At 71.9% G+C, this 18,144-nt stretch carries 15 protein-coding genes; 11 read left to right on the forward strand and 4 right to left on the reverse strand.

The window, feature by feature from the left end; genetic code table 11:
- Nucleotides 1-16 precede the first annotated feature (16 nt).
- On the reverse strand, nt 17-5,035 hold the full coding sequence (locus QSK34_RS19460; protein WP_285585655.1) for a PxKF domain-containing protein: 5,019 nt from the start codon (nt 5,033-5,035) through the stop codon (nt 17-19).
- Nucleotides 5,032-6,450, reverse strand: coding sequence for a hypothetical protein (locus QSK34_RS19465; RefSeq protein ID WP_285585656.1), 1,419 nt, complete (start codon nt 6,448-6,450; stop codon nt 5,032-5,034). The genes QSK34_RS19460 and QSK34_RS19465 overlap by 4 nt, the downstream gene beginning before the upstream one ends.
- 145 nt (nt 6,451-6,595) lie before the next feature.
- On the opposite strand from QSK34_RS19465, the gene QSK34_RS19470 reads away from it, so the two are divergent.
- Both QSK34_RS19470 and QSK34_RS19475 read left to right on the forward strand, forming a co-directional pair.
- The gene (locus QSK34_RS19470) at nt 6,596-7,288 is read left to right on the forward strand and encodes a Clp protease N-terminal domain-containing protein (RefSeq protein WP_285585657.1); all 693 of its coding nucleotides are present in this window, start codon (nt 6,596-6,598) and stop codon (nt 7,286-7,288) included.
- 56 nt (nt 7,289-7,344) lie between these two features.
- The gene (locus QSK34_RS19475) at nt 7,345-8,850 is read left to right on the forward strand and encodes a serine/threonine-protein kinase (RefSeq protein WP_285585658.1); all 1,506 of its coding nucleotides are present in this window, start codon (nt 7,345-7,347) and stop codon (nt 8,848-8,850) included.
- Here QSK34_RS19475 and QSK34_RS19480 read toward each other — a convergent pair.
- Nucleotides 8,837-9,511: a FadR/GntR family transcriptional regulator gene (locus tag QSK34_RS19480; protein WP_161482393.1), complete on the reverse strand. Its 675-nt coding sequence runs from the start codon at nt 9,509-9,511 to the stop codon at nt 8,837-8,839. The genes QSK34_RS19475 and QSK34_RS19480 overlap by 14 nt on opposite strands.
- A 17-nt stretch (nt 9,512-9,528) precedes the next feature.
- A complete protein-coding gene (locus QSK34_RS19485) occupies nt 9,529-10,602 on the reverse strand; it encodes a C45 family autoproteolytic acyltransferase/hydrolase (RefSeq protein ID WP_285585659.1) in 1,074 nt (357 codons plus the stop codon).
- A gap of 205 nt (nt 10,603-10,807) precedes the next feature.
- Between QSK34_RS19485 and QSK34_RS19490 the strand changes: the two genes are divergently transcribed.
- The 9 genes from QSK34_RS19490 to QSK34_RS19530 all read left to right on the forward strand — a co-directional run bounded on the left by QSK34_RS19490 (nt 10,808) and on the right by QSK34_RS19530 (nt 18,125).
- Nucleotides 10,808-11,560, forward strand: a complete 753-nt coding sequence (locus tag QSK34_RS19490; protein ID WP_285585660.1) for an SDR family NAD(P)-dependent oxidoreductase — start codon at nt 10,808-10,810, stop codon at nt 11,558-11,560.
- A gap of 169 nt (nt 11,561-11,729) precedes the next feature.
- The gene (locus QSK34_RS19495; protein WP_285585661.1) at nt 11,730-12,188 is read left to right on the forward strand and encodes a GlcG/HbpS family heme-binding protein; all 459 of its coding nucleotides are present in this window, start codon (nt 11,730-11,732) and stop codon (nt 12,186-12,188) included.
- Nucleotides 12,189-12,614, forward strand: a complete 426-nt coding sequence (locus QSK34_RS19500; RefSeq protein WP_161482389.1) for a DJ-1/PfpI family protein — start codon at nt 12,189-12,191, stop codon at nt 12,612-12,614.
- Nucleotides 12,615-12,619: 5 nt separating this feature from the next.
- Complete coding sequence (locus QSK34_RS19505; protein WP_161482388.1) at nt 12,620-13,660, forward strand: phosphotriesterase family protein; 1,041 nt, start codon at nt 12,620-12,622, stop codon at nt 13,658-13,660.
- Between the two features lie 8 nt (nt 13,661-13,668).
- Nucleotides 13,669-14,334, forward strand: coding sequence for a type 1 glutamine amidotransferase domain-containing protein (locus QSK34_RS19510; protein ID WP_285585662.1), 666 nt, complete (start codon nt 13,669-13,671; stop codon nt 14,332-14,334).
- Nucleotides 14,335-14,336: 2 nt separating this feature from the next.
- Nucleotides 14,337-15,272: an amidohydrolase family protein gene (locus QSK34_RS19515; RefSeq protein WP_285585663.1), complete on the forward strand. Its 936-nt coding sequence runs from the start codon at nt 14,337-14,339 to the stop codon at nt 15,270-15,272.
- Nucleotides 15,273-15,276: 4 nt separating this feature from the next.
- Entirely contained in the window at nt 15,277-16,230 is a 954-nt protein-coding gene (locus QSK34_RS19520; RefSeq protein WP_285585664.1) for an acetylxylan esterase, read from the forward strand.
- A gap of 108 nt (nt 16,231-16,338) precedes the next feature.
- The gene (locus QSK34_RS19525; protein ID WP_285585665.1) at nt 16,339-17,355 is read left to right on the forward strand and encodes an alcohol dehydrogenase catalytic domain-containing protein; all 1,017 of its coding nucleotides are present in this window, start codon (nt 16,339-16,341) and stop codon (nt 17,353-17,355) included.
- Nucleotides 17,352-18,125 carry a class I fructose-bisphosphate aldolase gene (locus QSK34_RS19530; RefSeq protein WP_285585667.1) on the forward strand — a complete coding sequence of 258 codons (774 nt, stop codon included), beginning with the start codon at nt 17,352-17,354 and terminating at the stop codon, nt 18,123-18,125. Before QSK34_RS19525 ends, QSK34_RS19530 begins: the two co-directional genes overlap by 4 nt.
- The last annotated feature ends 19 nt before the right edge of the window (nt 18,126-18,144 follow it).

Genomic DNA, 18,144 nt, shown 5'->3' on the forward strand with positions numbered 1-18,144 from the left:
GCGCGGCAGCGGCGCGTCAGAGGGATTCGTTGCGGGTGAAGCGGAACAGCGCGGTGTGCGACGCCGCCGCACCCTCCCCCGTGTCGACGTGGAGCGTCAGGCACTTGTCGAGGTAGGACGCCGGGGTGCGCCAGACCACCTGGTAGCTGCCGTGCCCGAGGACCTGGAGCGACGAGGCGCCCTCGGCGGGCGTGCGCTCCTGGCCGGTGGGCAGGCCGGTCCGGCAGTCGAAGGGACTGACCGTCAGGGCCGCCGTGGTGAGGCCGTTGATGGGGGCGCCGTTCGCGTCCGTCAGCCGCCACTTGACCTGGATGCCCTGGCCGGCCTTGGCCACGTTGACGACGCCGTCGTTCTTGACCGGCGCGGCGAAGCCGGTGAAGACGTACGCCACCGAGTAGGTCGCCGACACCGGCGGGGTGAGGTTGCCCTCGTTGTCCTTCGCTCCCGCGCAGGTGGCGGTGTAGACCCCGACCCCGGCGGGGGTGCCGCCGGAAATCGTCAGCGTGGCCTCGGTCGCCACGCCGGAGCCCCGGTCGACGGTGACGCACCCGGCCGTGGGCACGCCGTGCAGCCGGTAGGTCGCGCCGTCGGCCACGCCCATCACGCTGACCTGCGGTCCGGCCGCGTCAGGGCCGGTCCACCGGACCTGGATGGTCTTCTCCACGCCTTCGGCGATGGCGCGTCCGCCGTGGTCCTGGAGCAGGCCGTCGACCTCGACGTTCACCTCACCGGTGTGCTTCTCGCCGGTGAAGCGGAACGCCATGGCCAGCTTCTGGTCCGGGTACGGGTGGCCGGCCGGGGGCGACTGCGGGGACACGGCCGTCCACTGGCCACCCGCGCCGGTGACCTTCAGGGCGCCGCCGAGCGCCTGGGCCACCCGGGTCGGCTGGCTCATGGTGACCGTGAGGCCCTCGCCGTCGGCCTCGATCTTGGCGACCTCGGCGGGTTCGGCCTTGAAGAGGTTGACGTCGACGTCGGTGTGCGGGGGCAGCACCTTCAGTGCCTTCGACTCGGCGGGCAGGTAGCCGTTCTTGGTGTAGACCACCTTCCACCAGCCCTCGGGCACGTCCCAGCCGTAACGGCCCTCGGCGTCGGTGATCAGCGGGTTCTCGTCGCCGTAGACCGAGGCGTCGTACGTCTGCCACGGCCCTTCGGGGGCGGGGGCACGCAGCAGGGTCGCGGTGACGCCTTCCACACGGCGGGCGTCCAGGCCCTCGTAGAGGTAACCGGAGGGGTCGAAGCGGTAGTCGATGTCGGCGTCCGGAAGCGGGGCGTGCGGGTCGCGGTAGGGGGCGTCCCGCTCGGTCCACCGGCATTCCTGGGCGCTGTTCATCTCGCGCCGCAGCGCCGCGATCTCGTTGTTGAGGGGGATCTCCAGAGCCTTGCCGATACCCCAGCTCACCGCCCAGATCGCGACGGTGCCCAGGCCGAAGGTCGCCGGGGTGAGCGCCAGGCCGACGGCGGCCGACACCCCGTTGTAGATGTCGAGCATGACGGCCCGCCGCATGAGCTGCTGGAGGTGGTGGCGGTAGACGCCGCCCAGCGATCCGTCCATGCACCGGTTGGCCATGTCCATCATCTTGTTGAGCTCGGTGTACTTCTCGTCGCCGCTCTCCGCCGAGTTGATGGCGTCCCAGTTGGTGACGTTCCAGAAGGACGTCTGGAAGATGGCCCGCGCCGGTCCGCCGACGAACCCGGCGGCGTTCAACGACCTGACCACCGGCGAGTCCGGCGACATGCTCGCCAGCACGCCGATGTCGACGATCGCCGCCGCCTCACTGGTGTAGCGGCCGGTCGTGGCGTTGGGGTCGCTGCCCGACAGGACGGGCTCGTAGACGGGCACGCCCGAGGCGCGGGCCGCCTTGACGGCCGCGGGGTCGGGCTCGTAGCCGGGCAGCGGCTCGATGGTCAGCTTGATCCGCCCCTGGGCGGCCGGGCCCATTTTCGGCACCGGCACGGTGAACTCCTGGCTGACGGCGTCGCCCTCGGTCACCGGGTCGGCGACCACGGCGGCCTCCGGATCGAAGAGGCCGCCCGCCGGGTCGGGCGCCGGGGGGATCTGCAGCAGGGGCCGGTCGTGCTCCGCACCGTAGGTGATCGTCAGGTCGCCGACCTCGTGCGCCTTGGTCTTGGTGGTCAGGGTGTAGACGTTCTCCTGGCCCTCCACCGGCGTCAGGGGGAGGTCGAGTGTGCCGAGCCGCGCCCGGGGGCCGCCGACCGGGCCGCTGAACTCCGCCCTGACGGTGACGGCCAGGCCCGGGTTCCACACCCAGGGGAAACGCGCCACGCCGTCGGCGGGGCGGAAGGTCTTGGTCATGCCCGTCTGGGACATGGTCACCTTCTCCAGCACGCTGGCGTACGGGTCGACGACCACGGTCACCGGGTCGGCGGCCAACTCGGCGGAGCCGACGGTGGCGGAGGCGCGCAGGACGTGCCTCACCGCCTCGTCGCCCGCGCCGAGGTCCACGACGGCGTGCCACCGGCCGCCCTCGCCGGCGTCGGCCTCGGCGACCACCGTGTCGCCGTCGCGCACGACGACACGCGCACCGGCGGGCGCCAGGCCCGAAGCGGTGAACCGCCCGGTCTGGCTCGACGACGGCGCCCGCAGCGTGACCGTGCCCACCCGGACCCCGGCCGACCCCACGACCTCGGTGAGGTCGCCGGAGGACACCGACAGGGAGAACGGCAGCTCCTTCCCGGCCGTGGCCGGGGTGCGGACGTACACGTCGATCTTCCGCGTCGTCGCGGCCGGGAGCGGGATCACCACGGCGTCCTCCTCGCGGGTGAACGCCACCGGCGTGCCGTCCCGCAGCACCGCGTCGTCGGGAACCGTGACGCCCGGGGGAAGCGTCAGCCGGGCCGCGCCGCTCCGCGTGGTGTTCTGGAACTCGACGTCGGCGCGCAGGTGGGCCAGCTCGCCGGGCAGCACGGCGTCGGTGACGGCGTCGAAGCCGCTGCGCTCCCCGCGGACGAGGGTCGTCATCGGGGCGAGCCGCAGGTCGCCGAGGTCGAGCTGTTCCCCCGCGCCGACCGTCACGACCCGCTGGACCGAACCGCTGAGCTTGTCGCGGCACGCCACCACGGTGAGCACGTACGTGCCCGCCGCGGGCGCGGAGACCCGCAGGTCCGGACCGGCGAAGTCGGCGACCGCCGAGGCGTCCTCGCCCTCGATCCGCGAGCAGGTCCGGCCGGTACGCGGGGTGCCGTCCGGTTCGAGGATGCGCGCGGTGATCCTGGACTTCTCGTGGATCTCCACGGTCAGCGGGATGTCGGGCGACTCCCCCGCGACGGCCTCGGCGCACGCCCTGCTCAGGCCCCGCTTCGAGCCGTCCGCGCAGAAGGTCACGGTGGAGCCCGGGGGCACGTCGACCGGCACCTCGCCGTCCCAGGCGATGATCCTCCGGCCGCCGGCCAGGACCTCGGGCCTGAGGGGGCCGACCGTCTCGGTGTTGAGCTCCTGCTCGGTCCGGTCGCCGTCCATCGAGACGATGACGACCTTGGGCCGCACGACGTAGCCGGACACGTCGGGGAAGACCAGCGCCGCCGGGGCGTCCGGACCGGCCACGACCTCGGCGGTCGTCTGGCCCGCGCGGGCGGCCGTCGCGACGGTGCCGGTTCCCCCGCCGAACACCTGGGCCGACCATGTGCCGTCGGCGGCCGACTCGACCCGCGTGGGCACCCCGACGCCGCCGATCGTCTGCCGCAGCGTCACCGTCGCCCGGAGCGGGCGGCCGTCGTCGTCCTTGACCGTGCCGTGCACGGTGACCTTGGGCAGCGCGTCGACGTCGACCACGAGCGTGTTGTCGCCGGGCACCAGGGTCGCGGTCCTGTCCTGGACGGCGGCCAGGCCGTAGGTCGCGAGCGTCTGCGCGGGGAGGGAGATCTTGGCGGTCACGTCGGTGGCCGCGTCCAGGGCGCCGAAGGTCACCCGCCCGTTCCCGTCGGTGCGCCCCGACCGGGGCCCGGTCCGGGTGGTGAGCACGACCGGGACGTCGGCCAGCGCCTCCCTGCCCGGCCGGCGCAGCGTCAGGGTGAGGGACGCCGGGGCGTGCGGGGCAACGGTCACGTCCACGGCCTGCCCGGAGGCGACCGGCACCGTGCGCGGCGGAGTGCCGTCGAGGCCGTCGGAGCGGCGGGTGGTGATCCGGTGATCGGCCGCCGGCGCGACCGGCACGGCCAGGGTGCCGTTGGCCTTCAGCTGGGTGACGTAGCCGGTGCCGGTGGTGTCGCTCCACACCTGGAGACGGACGCCGTCGGGCTCCCCGCCCGGCACGGTGACGCCGACCCGGACGAGACCGCCCACCGTGGCGGGCAGGCCGGTGACCGGCCGGGAGATCGCGTGCCCCGTGCCGTCGGCGAGCCGCAGGACGCCGGAGACGATCTCGGTCACGCCTTCCGGCAGCGGCCAGGAGCCCCGGTACCGCCCGGCGCGCTCCTCCGCGAGCGGCACCGTCATCGGTTTCGCCGGGTCGTCGGCGGTGCGCACGACGAGGTCGGCGGTGGCGGTGAAGCCCGCCGCGCCGACCACCGCGAAGGTGGCCTCACGGCCGAGGGCGAGCACCGCCGACCCGGCCACCTTGGGCAGGTTGGCGGCCGTCTCGGTGACGGTCAGCTCGTCGACGCGGACCCGGGCGTCCTTGGTCAGCCGGATCTGCTCGGTGCCGCGCAGCGCGGCGACGGCATAGGTGTACTCCGTGCCCGCGGCGACGGCGGTGTCGTCGTGGGTGGTCGCGCCGGGTGCCAGGTCGGCCAGCTTCACGCCGTCGCGGAGCACCCGGTAGCCGGTCAGGCCGCTCAGGCCGGAGGCCTCCCACTGGAGGCGCACCCGGGCGCCGGGCCCGGCCACCGCCGAGAGCGGGGCCTCACCGGGCGGCACGTCGTCCAGCAGGGTGACGCTCCTGGTCAGCGGGGCCGAGGCGCGGCCGGACGTGTCCTTGGCGACGACCGCGACCTCGACGGTCGAGCCGGGGGTGAGCCCCGACGGCGTCGCCCGCGTCGTGGGCGCGGTCACGGTGGCGACCTTGGTCCCGTTCACGCTGACGTCGTAGGTCGTGGCCGTGGCGCTCGCGGCGGGCCACGAGAGGGCGACGGAGGTCGTGCCGGGTTCGGCGGCCAGCGCGGCGTTCTCCGGCCAGGTCGGCGCGGGGGCGTCGGCCGGGACGGCGCGGTAGAGGTGCGAGGGCTGCGGCGTGTCCGTGCGGGGGCGACGAACGCGGTGCTTGCCGACAGGAAGGTCAGGGTGGCGGCGTCGCCGCTCATGGCGTAGGCGTTCACGTAGTCGGGATAGGTGGCCATCTCACCGGGGAGGGGGTCGGCGATCCGGCCGTCCAGACCGGCGCTGACCAGCACGGGAGCCCGCCCGGCCTGGGCGGGTTGGGTCCACACCGCGCCCGCGCGCCGGAACGCGACGGTCCCGCCGTCGGCGCTCAGCCGCGCGGCGGAGGGCAGGTCGTCGGAAGGGAAGGCGGCGTCGCCGGAGACGTATGGGACCGTTCCCGAGGCCGCCAGCGTCACGTCGGCCGAAGGGCCGGTGACGAGGTCGGCCACGACCACACCGGCGTCGCCGCCGAGGGCGGTCCGGCGTCCGGCCTGGTCGAGGTTGGGGGTCCAGGCCGTGTGCTGGGCCTGGGTTAGCTCACGCTCGCCGGGCAGCCGGTCGCCGGAGGCGGCGTCGAAGCGCAGCAGCGTCCGTTCGTCGCCGCCCACGTTGACGGCGAGCACCTTCCCGTCACCGGACAGGGCGAAGCCCTTCACGTCGGGCTCGCCGTCGGAGAGGTCCTCCGGGCGGACGACGTGCGACACCGGCGCGGCGTCGGCCGGCAGCGTGACCAGCAGCACGCCCTCCGGGGAGGTGATGTCGTCGTACTCGGGCAGCGGCAGCGACAGCTCGGCGGCCAGCCGCCTGCCGTCGGCGCTCAGGGCCAGTTTGCGCAGCGTGTGGTACGAGACCGGGACGCCGAGGTCGGGCACTTGGACCCATACGGTGGCGTCGGTGAGCCGGTCCCTGACGAAGATCGCCTCCTGGATGAAGGGGTCGGCCGAGGCCGGCAGCCGCAGGTCGGCGGCGTTGGAGCCACTGGCCAGGAAGGCGACGGTCCGGCCGTCGCCGCTGATCGCGGCGTCGATCACCTGCGCCACGGGCAGCCCTTCGAGGTCGATGCCGACGACCTCCTCTCCGCCGTCGCGCAGGTCGGCCGCCACCAGGAGCGGCGGGTCGTCTCCCCGTGGAGACAGGTGTAAGGCGGTGGTTCCGTCGGCCGACAGCGCCAGCCGTCCGGGATGGATCTGCAGGTCGGGCACCTCGGCCCGGCTGTCGATGTGGTAGGCCCTGGCCAGCGGATCGGCGGCCTCGGCGGCCAGGGCCGCCTGCGGCACCGTCGTGAGCTGGACGACGGTGCTGAGCACCAGCGTCCCGACGAGGAACGGCAGGGCACGAAAGGACGTTCGCACGGGAATCTCCTTCGATCGGCGATCACCCGGACGATGTCAAGCGGCCCTTGGGGCTCGATTGGACCCGACTTGGGGTCTCCGCTGGAGTTTCCAAGCGTCAACAGAGGGTTGACGATTCCCTTGGCGTCAACCTACTGTTGACGGCATGAGCGATTATCCCGTCGTACGGCTGGACGATCTCATCAACGGGATCAAGGCGGCCAACCCCAACGTTCTCGAACAACTCTCCGGCGCCGTGCTCATGGCCGAGCACATGGGCGACGTCGCCGACCACCTCATCGGCCACTTCGTCGACCAGGCCCGCAAGTCGGGCGCCTCCTGGACCGACATCGGCCGCAGCATGGGCGTCACCAAGCAGGCGGCGCAGAAGCGGTTCGTGCCCAAGCTGGAGGACAACCAGCAGCAGTTCTCCCGGTTCACCCCGCGCGCGAAGACGGCCATCGGCGAGGCGCAGAAGCTCGCCAAGGAACTGGGCCACCCCATGGCCGGGCAGGAGCACCTGCTGGTCGCGATGCTCGCCGACGCCGACGGCCTCGCCGTGAGGGCCCTGGTCGAGATCGGCCTCGACCTGGACGCGGCCCGCGAGGCGGCGCGGGGGGCGCTGCCCGAGACCGGCACGGCGCTGGACGGCAACGCCGAGCTCGGGGAGGACAACAAGCGCCTCCTGGAGCTCACGTTCCAGGAGGCGCTGCGGCTCGGGCACAACTACATCGGCACCGAGCACATGGTGCTCGCGCTGCTCAGCGCGGGAAACCCGGTCCTCGCCGAACTGGGGGTGACCAAGGAGCGGTTCGAGGAGGCGGTGGTCGCCTTCCTCAAAGGGCTCGCGCCGAAGTAGTCCCCGCAATCGCCAAACCCCGGTAGGGGGTGATGGCGTCCAATGGGATTGTGGACATGGCGTTGCGGGCCGGCGATCCCCGGTCGATCGGGCCCTACACGGTGGTCTCCCGGCTGGGCGAGGGTGGTCAGGGCGTCGTCTACCTGGGCGAGTGGAACGGGGAGCCGGTCGCGGTCAAGGTGCTGCGGCACGGCGCCGACGACGCGGCGGTCCGGGAGGTGAACTCCACCCGGCAGGTCGCGGGGTTCTGCACCGCGCGCATCATCGACGTGGTGCTCGACCACGATCCGCCGTACATCGTCAGCGAGTACGTCGCCGGGACCCCGCTCGACCGGGTGCCGCCCCGCAGGGGGGCCGAGTTGCAGCGGATCGCCATCGGGACCGCGACGGCGCTGGTGGCGATCCACCGGGCGGGGGTGATCCACCGTGACTTCAAGCCGGGCAACGTGCTGCTGGCCCCCGACGGGCCGCGGGTCATCGACTTCGGGATCTCGCGGCTGAGCCACAGCGAGACCACCGGGCGGGCCATCGGCAGCCCGCCCTACATGGCGCCCGAGCAGTATTCCGGGGAGCGGGTGACGGCCGCGGCCGACGTGTTCGCGTGGGGCGCGACCATGGTGTTCGCGGCGACCGGGCGGGTGCCGTTCGAGGGCGACAACATCGCGGCCGTCGCCTACCGGGTGCTGCACGCCGAGCCCGACCTGACCGGGGTGCCGCGCGGATTGCTGCCGCTGGTGCGCCGCTGCCTCGCCAAGTCGCCCACCGAGCGGCCCACCTCGAAGGAGGTGCTGCTCAGCCTGCTCGGGCACGAGGAGGAGGACGACCTCGACGCGCTGGAGTCGGGCCGGCTGGAGGCGACCCGGCCGGTCACGGGCAGGGCGGTCCCGTGGCGGGCCGCGGTGGCGGCGCTGGCCGGGCTGGCGGTGATCGCGGCGGCCGTCGTGCTCTGGCCGCGCGGCGACCGGCCGCCGCAGACCCAGGCCGAACTGGCGGCGGCCCTGTCGGAGGTGTACCGGAAGACGCCGACCGCCACGTTCACCAGCGAGGGCGGCATGGGACAGGGCGACAACCTGGCCACGTCACGGGGCACCGTCACCGTCGCGGGCGATCCGGGGCTGCCGCACGACGACTTCGTCGCCGACATCGTGTACGGCAGCGAGGAGACCCGGCGCTACACGATCGAGGACCGGCGGGTGAAGGAGACCGGCGAGCCGCTCGGGGAGTTCGGCGACGGGAGCAACGAGCCGCCGATCCTGCTGATGGCCACGGCGGGGCTCACCGTGATCCGGTCGCTGGTCGTCCAGGGCAACGTGACGTTCGAGCGCGACGGCCGGGTCTACCGCGGCATCGTCCCGGGCAACCTGACCGGCGACGCGCTGAAGCTGCTGCTGATCGAGTACGCCGGGGACGCCGTCGACCGGTCGCTGGTCACCTACACCCTCACGATCGACGAGCATGACCGGCCGGTCTCGTTCGTGCTCGACGTGGGCCGGCCGCTCGGCGACGCGGGGTTGTTCACGACGACCTTCCGGTCGACGTACACCGACTTCAGGAGTCGCTGAGCGCGGCCGAGGTCGCGACGACCGCCTGGAGGTGGCGGCGCATCGCCAGGGCGGCCATCTCGGCGTCGCCGTCCTTGATCGCCTCGTAGATGGCCCGGTGCTCGGCGCGGGCCTGCGCGGCCCGGCCCGGCGAGGCCGACACGGCGAGCGCCTGGTCCTGGAGGACCGCGCGCAGGTCTTCGACCAGGCGGGAGAAGAGCGGGTTGCCGGTGGCCTGGGCGATGGCGATGTGGAACCGGGCGTCGATCTTGTTGCGCTCGGCCGGGTCGTCGTTGTCCTCGAAGGCGGCGACCAGTTCGGCCAGGCCGTCGAGGTCCTCCTGGGTGCGCCGTTCGGCCGCCAGCCGGGCCGCTGGGACCTCCAGGTAGCGGCGCACCTCGTTGAGCTGCGAGGGCAGGTACTGCCCGCTGAGCAGGTGGGACTGCACGCGGGTGGCGGCGACGAAGGTGCCCTTGCCCGCGTAGGACTTCGTCAGGCCCAGGGCGTTCAGGCTGTGCAGGGCCTCCCTGATGACCGAGCGGCTGACCCCGAACGACGCCGCGAGCTCGGCCTCGGAGGGCAGGCGGTCGTCGACCGCGAAGTGACGCGACTCGATCAGTTCGATGAGCTGCGTGCGCACGTGCTCCGCCGCGCTCTTCTGCTCGACAGGGACGACCTTCATTACGGATAGGTCCTTCTTCATCTCGGCGCCAGGGTTCTCGTCTCCCACCGTGCCACGCAGGGCCGCCCCGCGGCGATATGCATCGTACGGCCGGACACGTCCATGATCACACCGGCGATCGTCGCGGTGCGCTCACGTTCGTGCACATTCTCGTCGGGGTGCTGGCAGACGCTCGACGGGCTGTCCTGGTGGTCGGCGAGCACCTTCTTGAGGTCGTCGACCGACAGGCCGGACCGTTCGCCCAGGCTCTCGGTGACGTTGCGCAGCCGCGTGAACGTGTGGGGCTTGCGGCGCGCGTACAGATCCTCGCCTGTCAGGTCGGGAGATCGGAAGTGGTTGGCGTGCGTGATCTGGCCGTCTTCGGGGGTGAGAATCCGCACACCGTCGGGGCGGGGGGCCGTTTCGAGGTCGGCGGCGAAGCCGGTGTCGTCGGCGAGCAGGTAGTTGGCCGACAGGGCGCGCTCGGCGCCGGCGATCGTGCGGGCGGCCTCGCGGCCCGACCCGCTGTCGAGGGCGGCACGCAGCAGGACGTGGTAGGGCACCCCGATCCGGCCCTCGTCGCCGTCGCTGATCAGGGTGTTGGTGCACAACCCGACGCCCGCGTCGTTCATGCCGACCTTGGCGAGCAGACCGGCCTCGACCAGCGTGACGAACGAGGGGCCGTCGTCGCGGACGACCTCCAGGATCATGGCGGTGTCCATCGAGTGGAGCAGCCAGTCCCAGTTCTGCGCGATGAGCGGGGTGCCGGTGGCCGAGCGGTCCGGGAGCAGCGTCAGCGACGTGCACTCGTGGGGCATCTCCCGCTCGCCGGCGTGGAACATGATCTCGCTGCGGGTGTTGAGCGCGAGGATCTCCGCGACGTCGAGGCCGGCGCCCTCGGCGATGCCCCGCATCTCGGTCAGGGACGCCGGCGAGAAGTCACCGACGACGTCGCGATACCGGGCGGCGTGGGCGCACACGGTGGCCCAGTCCCATCCCGCGTAGTGGTCGAAGACGCGCTGGTAGGCGGAGATCGAACGGTGGATCCGGGTGCGGGCCAGCGCGCCGTACCGCCTGCCGCGCTCGGCGGGCGGTCCGGCCACGCGGACCACTGGGAACTCCCCAGAAAAGTGCATGGAACGGGCCGCTCCCTCACATGAGGCTGGACAACCGTCCAGGGTGCCTGGCTGTCAGACATGTTGATTGTGGGAGCCTGGGTCCAAAAGTGTCAACTCGCCGGTTTTTCGGGCATAACGCCTTGCCAGAACTCAAAACACAGGTTCATGATGTCAGGCAGCCCTACAGGTTGGAGTTGTGGTGACATCTGTGCTGATAGCCGGTGGCGCGAGCGGCATCGGGGCCGCCACGGCCGCCCGGCTGCGCGCGGCGGGCGCCGACGTGCACGTGGCCGACATCGACGCGGCCGGTGCCGCCGAGGTCGTCAAGGCCCTCGACGCCCACCCCGGTTCGGGGACGGCGAGCCACGTCGACCTGGCCACGGCCGACGGACCCGCCCAGGCGGTCGCCGACGCCGTCGAAGCGCACGGCCGCCTGGATGCCATCGTCTTCTGCGCAGGGCTCCTCGTCGAGACCGAATTGGCAAATTTCTCCGCGTCCGAATGGGACCGAACGATGGCGCTCAACCTCCGGGCGCCCTTCTTCATGACCCAGGCCGCGGCCCCCCATCTGGCGGCGTCGGCCCACGGCCGGGTGGTGCTCACCGGCTCGACCGCGGCCTTCCGGGGCGGCGGCGGAAGTTTCGCGTACGCCGCCTCCAAGGGCGGCCTCGTCGCGCTGACCAGGTCACTCGCAGTCGCGCTTGGCCCCGGCGGGGTCTGCGTCACCTGCGTCTGCCCCGGCTGGATCGACACCCCCTTCAACGACCCCTACTGGACGCGCGTGGGCGGCAAGGACAACACGACCGTCGCGGCGCTGGAGTCGCGTATCCCCCTCGGCGGCCAGGGGGTTCCGGACGACGTCGCCGCCGTCGTCGAGTTCCTCGTCTCCCCCGGCTCCCGCTACCTGACCGGCCAGGCCGTCGTCGTCGACGGCGGCCTCCTCGCCTCGTGAAACCACCCGCCGACCCGCGCCTTCGTGAAGGCCACGCTCACCTCGTGAAACCGCCCCCCGACCCGCGCCGAAACCCGTCTCTCCCTCGAACGCCGCGCCCGCCTCGTGAAACCGCCCGCCGACCCGCGCCGAATCCGTTCCGCCACGCTCACCCCGTGAGGCCGCTCCGATGATCCGCACCGAATCCGTCGTCACTCTCGAACTGGCCGAACGCCTGGTCAGAGCCGCCCGGGACAGCGCGGGCAAGCCGATGGCCATCGCCGTCACCGACCGGCACGGCCACGTCGTCGCCGCCGTGCGCATGGACGGCGCCTCGCACGTCGCGCTCACCCTCGCGATCGACAAGGCGTTCACCGCCGCCGCGTTCAACGCCCCGACCGACGCGTGGGGCGAGGTCACCAAACCCGGCGCGGCCGACTGGGGCCTGACCTCGGCACTCGCCGGGCGGATCGTCGTCCTGGCCGGCGGGTTCCCGCTGCGGTCGGACGGCGAACTCATCGGCGCCATCGGAGTGAGCGGCGCCGCTCCCCAGGTCGACAACGAAACCGCGCTGACCGCCCTGCGGGCCTGTGCCGAGGTCGTCGACTCCTTCGCCGCGTCCCATCCCGCCGAACACCTTGGAGCGTAAATGTCGCTGGCCCAGCAGAAGGTCGTGGTCCTCGCCTACCCCGGCTACCAGGAGCTCGACTTCTGGTACCCGGTGCTGCGCGGCCGCGAGGAGGGCGCGACCGTCCACATCGTGGCCGCCGCCGCGGGGGCGGAGAGCATTCTCGGCTACCCCGTCATCCCCGACACCGACGCCGCCGACCTCGACCCCGCCTCCGTCGACGTGATCATCGCCCCCGGCGTCGCGCCGTGGGACCTCCCCCAGCCGAGCGGCGCGCAGGTCGCCCTGGTCACGGCCGTGCACGCGGCCGGCGGCCGGGTCGCCTCCGTCGGCAACGGCGCGTCGGTGGTGGCCCAGGCCATCGGCGACCAGAACGAACGGGTGGTCTCCGCCGACGGCACGAACGATCTCTCCGAGTTCTTCGCCACCATTCGCAGAGGAGTCTGAATCCGATGGAAGTCTTCAGGACCGTTCTGGGCGACGTCTCACCCGAGACGTCGGGCCGGTTCCTCACCCACGAGCACCTCCTCTACGGCTACCCGGGCGCGGAGCTCGACCACCGGACCGTGCTCGACTACGAGAACAACGTCGCGTTCATCGCCAAGCAGGTCGCCGACGGCATGCGGGACTGGGGTTTCGGCACGCTCGTCGACATGACCCCGCCCGAGGTCGGCCGCCACCCCGAGCTGATGGCCGAGGTCGCCCGCCGGACCGGCATGAACGTCATCGCGATCACGGGCTTCTTCCCCGAGCGCATGGGCGTGCCCTACTACTGGCGGCGGCAGACGGTCGAGGAGCTGACCGACTTCTTCGTGCGGGACCTGACCGAGGGCATGGTCTTCGCGTGGCAGCAGACGCCCTACAAGGCGGGCGCCATCAAGATCGCGACCGGGCAGGAGAGCGTCACGCCGCAGCCGAGCCCGATCGGGCCCAACGGCCGGCGCATCCACGAGGTCGAGGACCGGGTGATCCGGGCCGCCGGGCGGGCCTCCCGCATCGTCGGCTGCGCGATCAACACCCACACCGACCCGATGGACTACCGCGTCACCAACCCCGGCATCGAGCAGCTCGACATCCTCGAGGAGGAGGGCGCCGACCCGGCGAAGGTGATCATCGGGCACGCCTTCGTCGAGCCGGACGAGGGCCAGCTGCACGAGATCCTCAACCGGGGCGCCAACCTCCAGCTCGACCACATCGGCATCCCGTGGCGCGTCGACACCGTCGAGGAACTCGACGAGCGCATGGCGAACGCGTTCGTGGGCCTGATCAACGAGGGCTTCACCAGCCAGCTCGTGCTCTCCTACGACCGCTGGTTCTACAACCCGCGCTCCGACGTCACGGAGTCCGACCCGCAGCTCGCCAACGAGCGCGTCGACCTCGGTTACATGTGGACCTCGTTCATCCCGCGCCTGAAGAGCAAGGGCGTGACCGACGAGCAGATCGACGCCATCACCCGCGACAACGCCGCCCGCATCTTCTCCATCAAGGTCTGAGGGACAACGTGGAACTGTCACAGGCACGGATCGTCGTGCTGGTCGAGAACCTCTACCAGGAGCTGGAGCTCTGGTATCCGGTCCTGCGTTTCCGCGAGGACGGCGCGCAGGTGCGGGTGGTGGGCCCGTCGACGGACGAGGTGTACGCCAGCAAGATCGGCTACCCCGCCCGCGCCGATCTCACCGTGCAGGACGTCGACCTCGACTCGGTCGACGCCGTGATCATCCCGGGCGGCTTCTCGCCCGAGTACCTGCGGCGCAATCCCGACATGGTGAAGCTGGTCAGGGACGCCGACGCCCGCAACCTGGTCGTGGCGGCCATCTGCCACGCCGGCTGGATGCTGGCCACCGCCGGGATCGTGGCGGGACGGCAGGCGACCTGCGTGGCGACCATCAAGGACGACGTCATCAACGCCGGCGCCCTGTTCAAGGACGAACCGGTCGTGGTCGACGGCAACCTGATCACCTCCCGGCTGCCCAACGACCTGCCGGAGTTCTGCGCGGCCATCAAGGACGCGCTCGAAGCGCGGGAGCCGGCCAAGGGCGGCCCGCTCCCGGCCCTCAACGAACCGCCGAACTCCTCGCCCGCCTACACGGCCACCGCGATCATGAAGAACCGCGCGGCGGGCCCCGGCTCGTCCAACTACCGGGCCTACGCGGTCCTCGATTCGTGACCATGCGCGTCGACGTCCACCACCACGCGATCTTCCCGGCCTACGCCGAGGTCCTCGAAGGCCTGGGGATCGGCGCGCAGCCCGGTGTCGGCCTGCCCGCCTGGTCGGCCGTCGCCTCGCTCGCGATGATGGACGACCTGGGCATCGACCTGGCGGTGTTGTCCGCCGGGTCGCCCGGGTTCTTCTTCGACGGCGATCAGGCGCTCGCCCGCGAGTTGTGCGAGCGCACCAACGCCGACCTGGCCGCGACGGTCGCCGAACACCCGACCCGGTTCCGGGCGTTCGTGGCGGTGCCGCTGCCGTCGGTGGGCGACGCGCTGCACACGATCGAGCGGTGGGCCGGCCACGACGCGTTCGCCGGGGTCGGCCTGCTGACCAACTACGCGGGACGGTATCTGGGCGATCCGGCCTTCGAGCCGGTGCTGGCCGAGCTCGACCGGCGGGGGGCCGTGGTGCACGTCCATCCCCAACTGCCGGTCCACTATCCGGCCGCCGAGATCCATTTGCGGCCGTCGCTGATCGAGTACGTCTTCGACACCACCCGGGCCGTCGTCAACCTGATGCTGAACGGCGTCCACGACCGCTATCCCGGCATCACCTGGATCTTCTCCCACTGCGGCGGCACCGCCCCCTACCTGGCTGGACGCCTCGCCATCGCCGAACCGCTGCCGGAACTGGAGCAGGTGGGCGAGGGCGGGATCTACCGGGCACTACGCCGCTTCCACTACGACTTCGCCCTCGCCACCACCCCCTACGCCCTCGGTTCGACGCTGGCGCTGGCCGGTCCGGAACGTCTCCTCATCGGCTCGGACTTCCCGTTCGTCGACGCGAAGACGGTCGCGGCCTGCCTCCACGAGGCGGCCGAACTCCTGGGCCCCGACCTGACCACCGTCGCCGAGACCAATCCCGCCCGGCTCTTCCCGAACCTCAAGGGGTGAGACAGTGCCGCAGTTCGACCTCCCGCTCCCCCAGCTCCGCGAATACCGCTACCCGGAACCGGAACCGGCCGACTTCGACGACTTCTGGGCCCGAACCCTCAGGGAGCAGCCGCCGCTGGACGTCGTCTTCGAGCCTTACGACGCGGGTCTGACCACGGTCGACACCTGGGACGTCACGTTCACCGGCTACGGCGGCGACCCCATCAAGGGGTGGTTGCTGCTGCCCGCGAACAGGTCCGGCCCCGTCCCGACGGCGGTGGAGTATCTCGGGTACGGCTCGGGCCGCGGCATCCCGATCGAGTCGCTGGCCTATGTGTCGTCGGGTTTCGGCCACTTCATCATGGACACCCGGGGTCAGGGCAGCTCGTGGCGGGCCGGCGACACGGGAGACCCGTCGGCGACCGGCCCGGCCGTGCCCGGATACCTGACGCGGGGCATCCTCGATCCCGACGACTACTACTACCGCCGCCTCTACACCGACGCCGTGAGAGCCGTCGACGCGGTCCGACGACATCCGGGCGTCGGCGAGACCGCCGTCACCGGCAGGTCCCAGGGCGGCGCGTTGTCGCTGGTCGTGGCCGGTCTGCGCGACGACGTGCGGGGCGCGATCCCGCACGTCCCGTTCCTGTCGGCCTTCCGCAGGGGCACCGCGATCACCGAACGGGAGCCCTACGCCGAGATCGTGCGCTGGTGCTCGATCCACCGCACGAAGTGGGAGCAGGCGTTCGCCACGCTCGCCTACTTCGACGCGACCGCCTTCGCGGCGCGGGCGACCTGCCGAGGGTCGTTCTCGGTCGCGCTGATGGACGGCGTCTGCCCGCCGTCGACCGTGTACGCCGCCTTCAACGCCTACCAGGGGCCGAAGGACATCACGGTGTGGCCGTACAACAACCACGAGGGTGGCGGTCCCGAGGACCAGCTCAGAACCATCCGCGTGCTCCGCGAACTCTTTCAATAACACCAAATCGTGACAAATGGAGCCTTGTTCGGCTCTGTGACACAAGGCACCATTTCAAACCTGCCAGACAAGCAGGCAGCCTGACCGGCTGCTGGGAAAGGGGTCGGCGTGAAATCAGCTCTGCTGTACGGCCACAACGACCTGCGTGTTGAGGAGAGGCCCGACCCGAAGGCGGGCGAGGGCCAGGCCGTCATCAGGATTCACGCCTCGGGCGTCTGCCCCAGCGACATCCGCAGCTACACCGCCGCGACGGCCGCCAAGCGCGACCCGTGGACGCCCGGCCACGAGATCGCCGGCGTCGTGACCGAACTCGGCAGCGGCGACACCGGCGATTTCCAGGTCGGCGACCGGGTCGCGGTCGACTGGCGCGGCGTCTGCGGCCGCTGTCACCAGTGCGTACGCGGCGCGGCCAACTTCTGCGAGAACCTCGTCAAGTACCCGATCGCCGGCTTCGCCGACGCGACGGTCATGCCGGTCGCGCAGCTCACCAGGCTCGCCGACGGCGTGAGCTTCGAGGCGGCGAGCTTCGCCGAGCCGCTGGCCTGCGTCGTCAACGCCCACCGCGCGCTGCCGCTGCCGCTCACCGAGAACGTGCTGGTCGTCGGCGCGGGCCCGATCGGCCTGCTGCACACCCAGGTCGCCAGGGCCAGGGGCGGCCGGGTCATCGTCACCGACATGAAGGCCGATCGGCTGAAGGCAGCCCGGGAACTCGGCGCCCACGACGTCGCCGAGGTGGCGAACCAGCGGGAAGCGGTCCTCGACCTCACCGACGGGCGCGGCGCCGACATCGTGATCGTCACCGTCGGCATCCCGGCGGTCATCGAGGCCGCGTTCGGCCTGGTGGCCAAGAACGGCGCGGTCAACCTGTTCGCCGGCACCCACCCGAAGGGCGCCATCGCCCTCAACCCCGACGTGCCGCACTACGACCAGGTCGCCATCAACGGCAGCCACGACTTCATCCCCAACGACTTCGCGACCGCCCTGCGCCTGCTCCGGTTCGGCCAGGTCGACGTCGCCCCGCTGATCAGCCACCGGTTCCCGCTCGCCGCGGTCGCCGAAGCCTTCGAAACGACGAGACAACAACTGGGCCTGAAGTCCCTGGTTGTCGCAGAAGGAGAGAAATGAGCACCCACTGGCCCCGTCGTCGCATGCACCACGTGTTCGCCCCCGACGGGCGGGCCGTGATCGCCGCCATGGACGCCGGGATCACCAAGGGCGTCGCCCCCGGCCTGGAGCGGGGCCGCGCGGCGGTCAGGCGCGTCGTCGACGGCGGCGTCGACGCGATCCTGGCCACCATCGGCCTGGCCCGCGCGGCGGCCGACGAGCTCGGCGGCACCGGTCTCATCCTGGCCCTCGACAGCGAGATCCCCTCGGCCGGGTACGGCGTCGAGCAGGCCGTCCGCTGGGGCGCCGACGCGCTGGAGCTCAAGGTGTTCCCGGGCAACCCCGAGGTCACCAAGATGGGCGAGCTGCGCGAACTGTGCGCCGAGGCCGACAGGTGGGGCATGCCGGTGATGGCCGAGCCGATCCCGGTCGGCTTCAAGGCCCTGGAGGCCCACACGCTGGCCAACATCGCCCACGGCGCGCGGGTGTCGGCCGAGGCGGGCGCCGACTTCGTGAAGGCCCAGTACACCGGCACCCCCGAGGAGTACCGCGAGGTCGTCGAGGGCTGCCTGGTCCCGGTGCTCGCGCTCGGCGGCCCGATGAAGCCGACCCCGCTGCACGCGCTGCAGATGGCCCACGACGCCATCCAGGCGGGGGCCAGCGGCATCGTCTACGGCCGCAACATCGTCGAGGCCGAACGGCCCGACCGGATGGTCGCGGCCCTGGTCGAGATCGTGCACGGCGGCGCGAGCGTCGACGTGGCCGCCAAGCACCTCAACGTCCCGCTGTGAGCCCGCGCCAAGAATCTGC

Source organism: Herbidospora sp. NBRC 101105 (genome assembly GCF_030269205.1).
Classification (GTDB): domain Bacteria; phylum Actinomycetota; class Actinomycetes; order Streptosporangiales; family Streptosporangiaceae; genus Herbidospora; species Herbidospora solisilvae.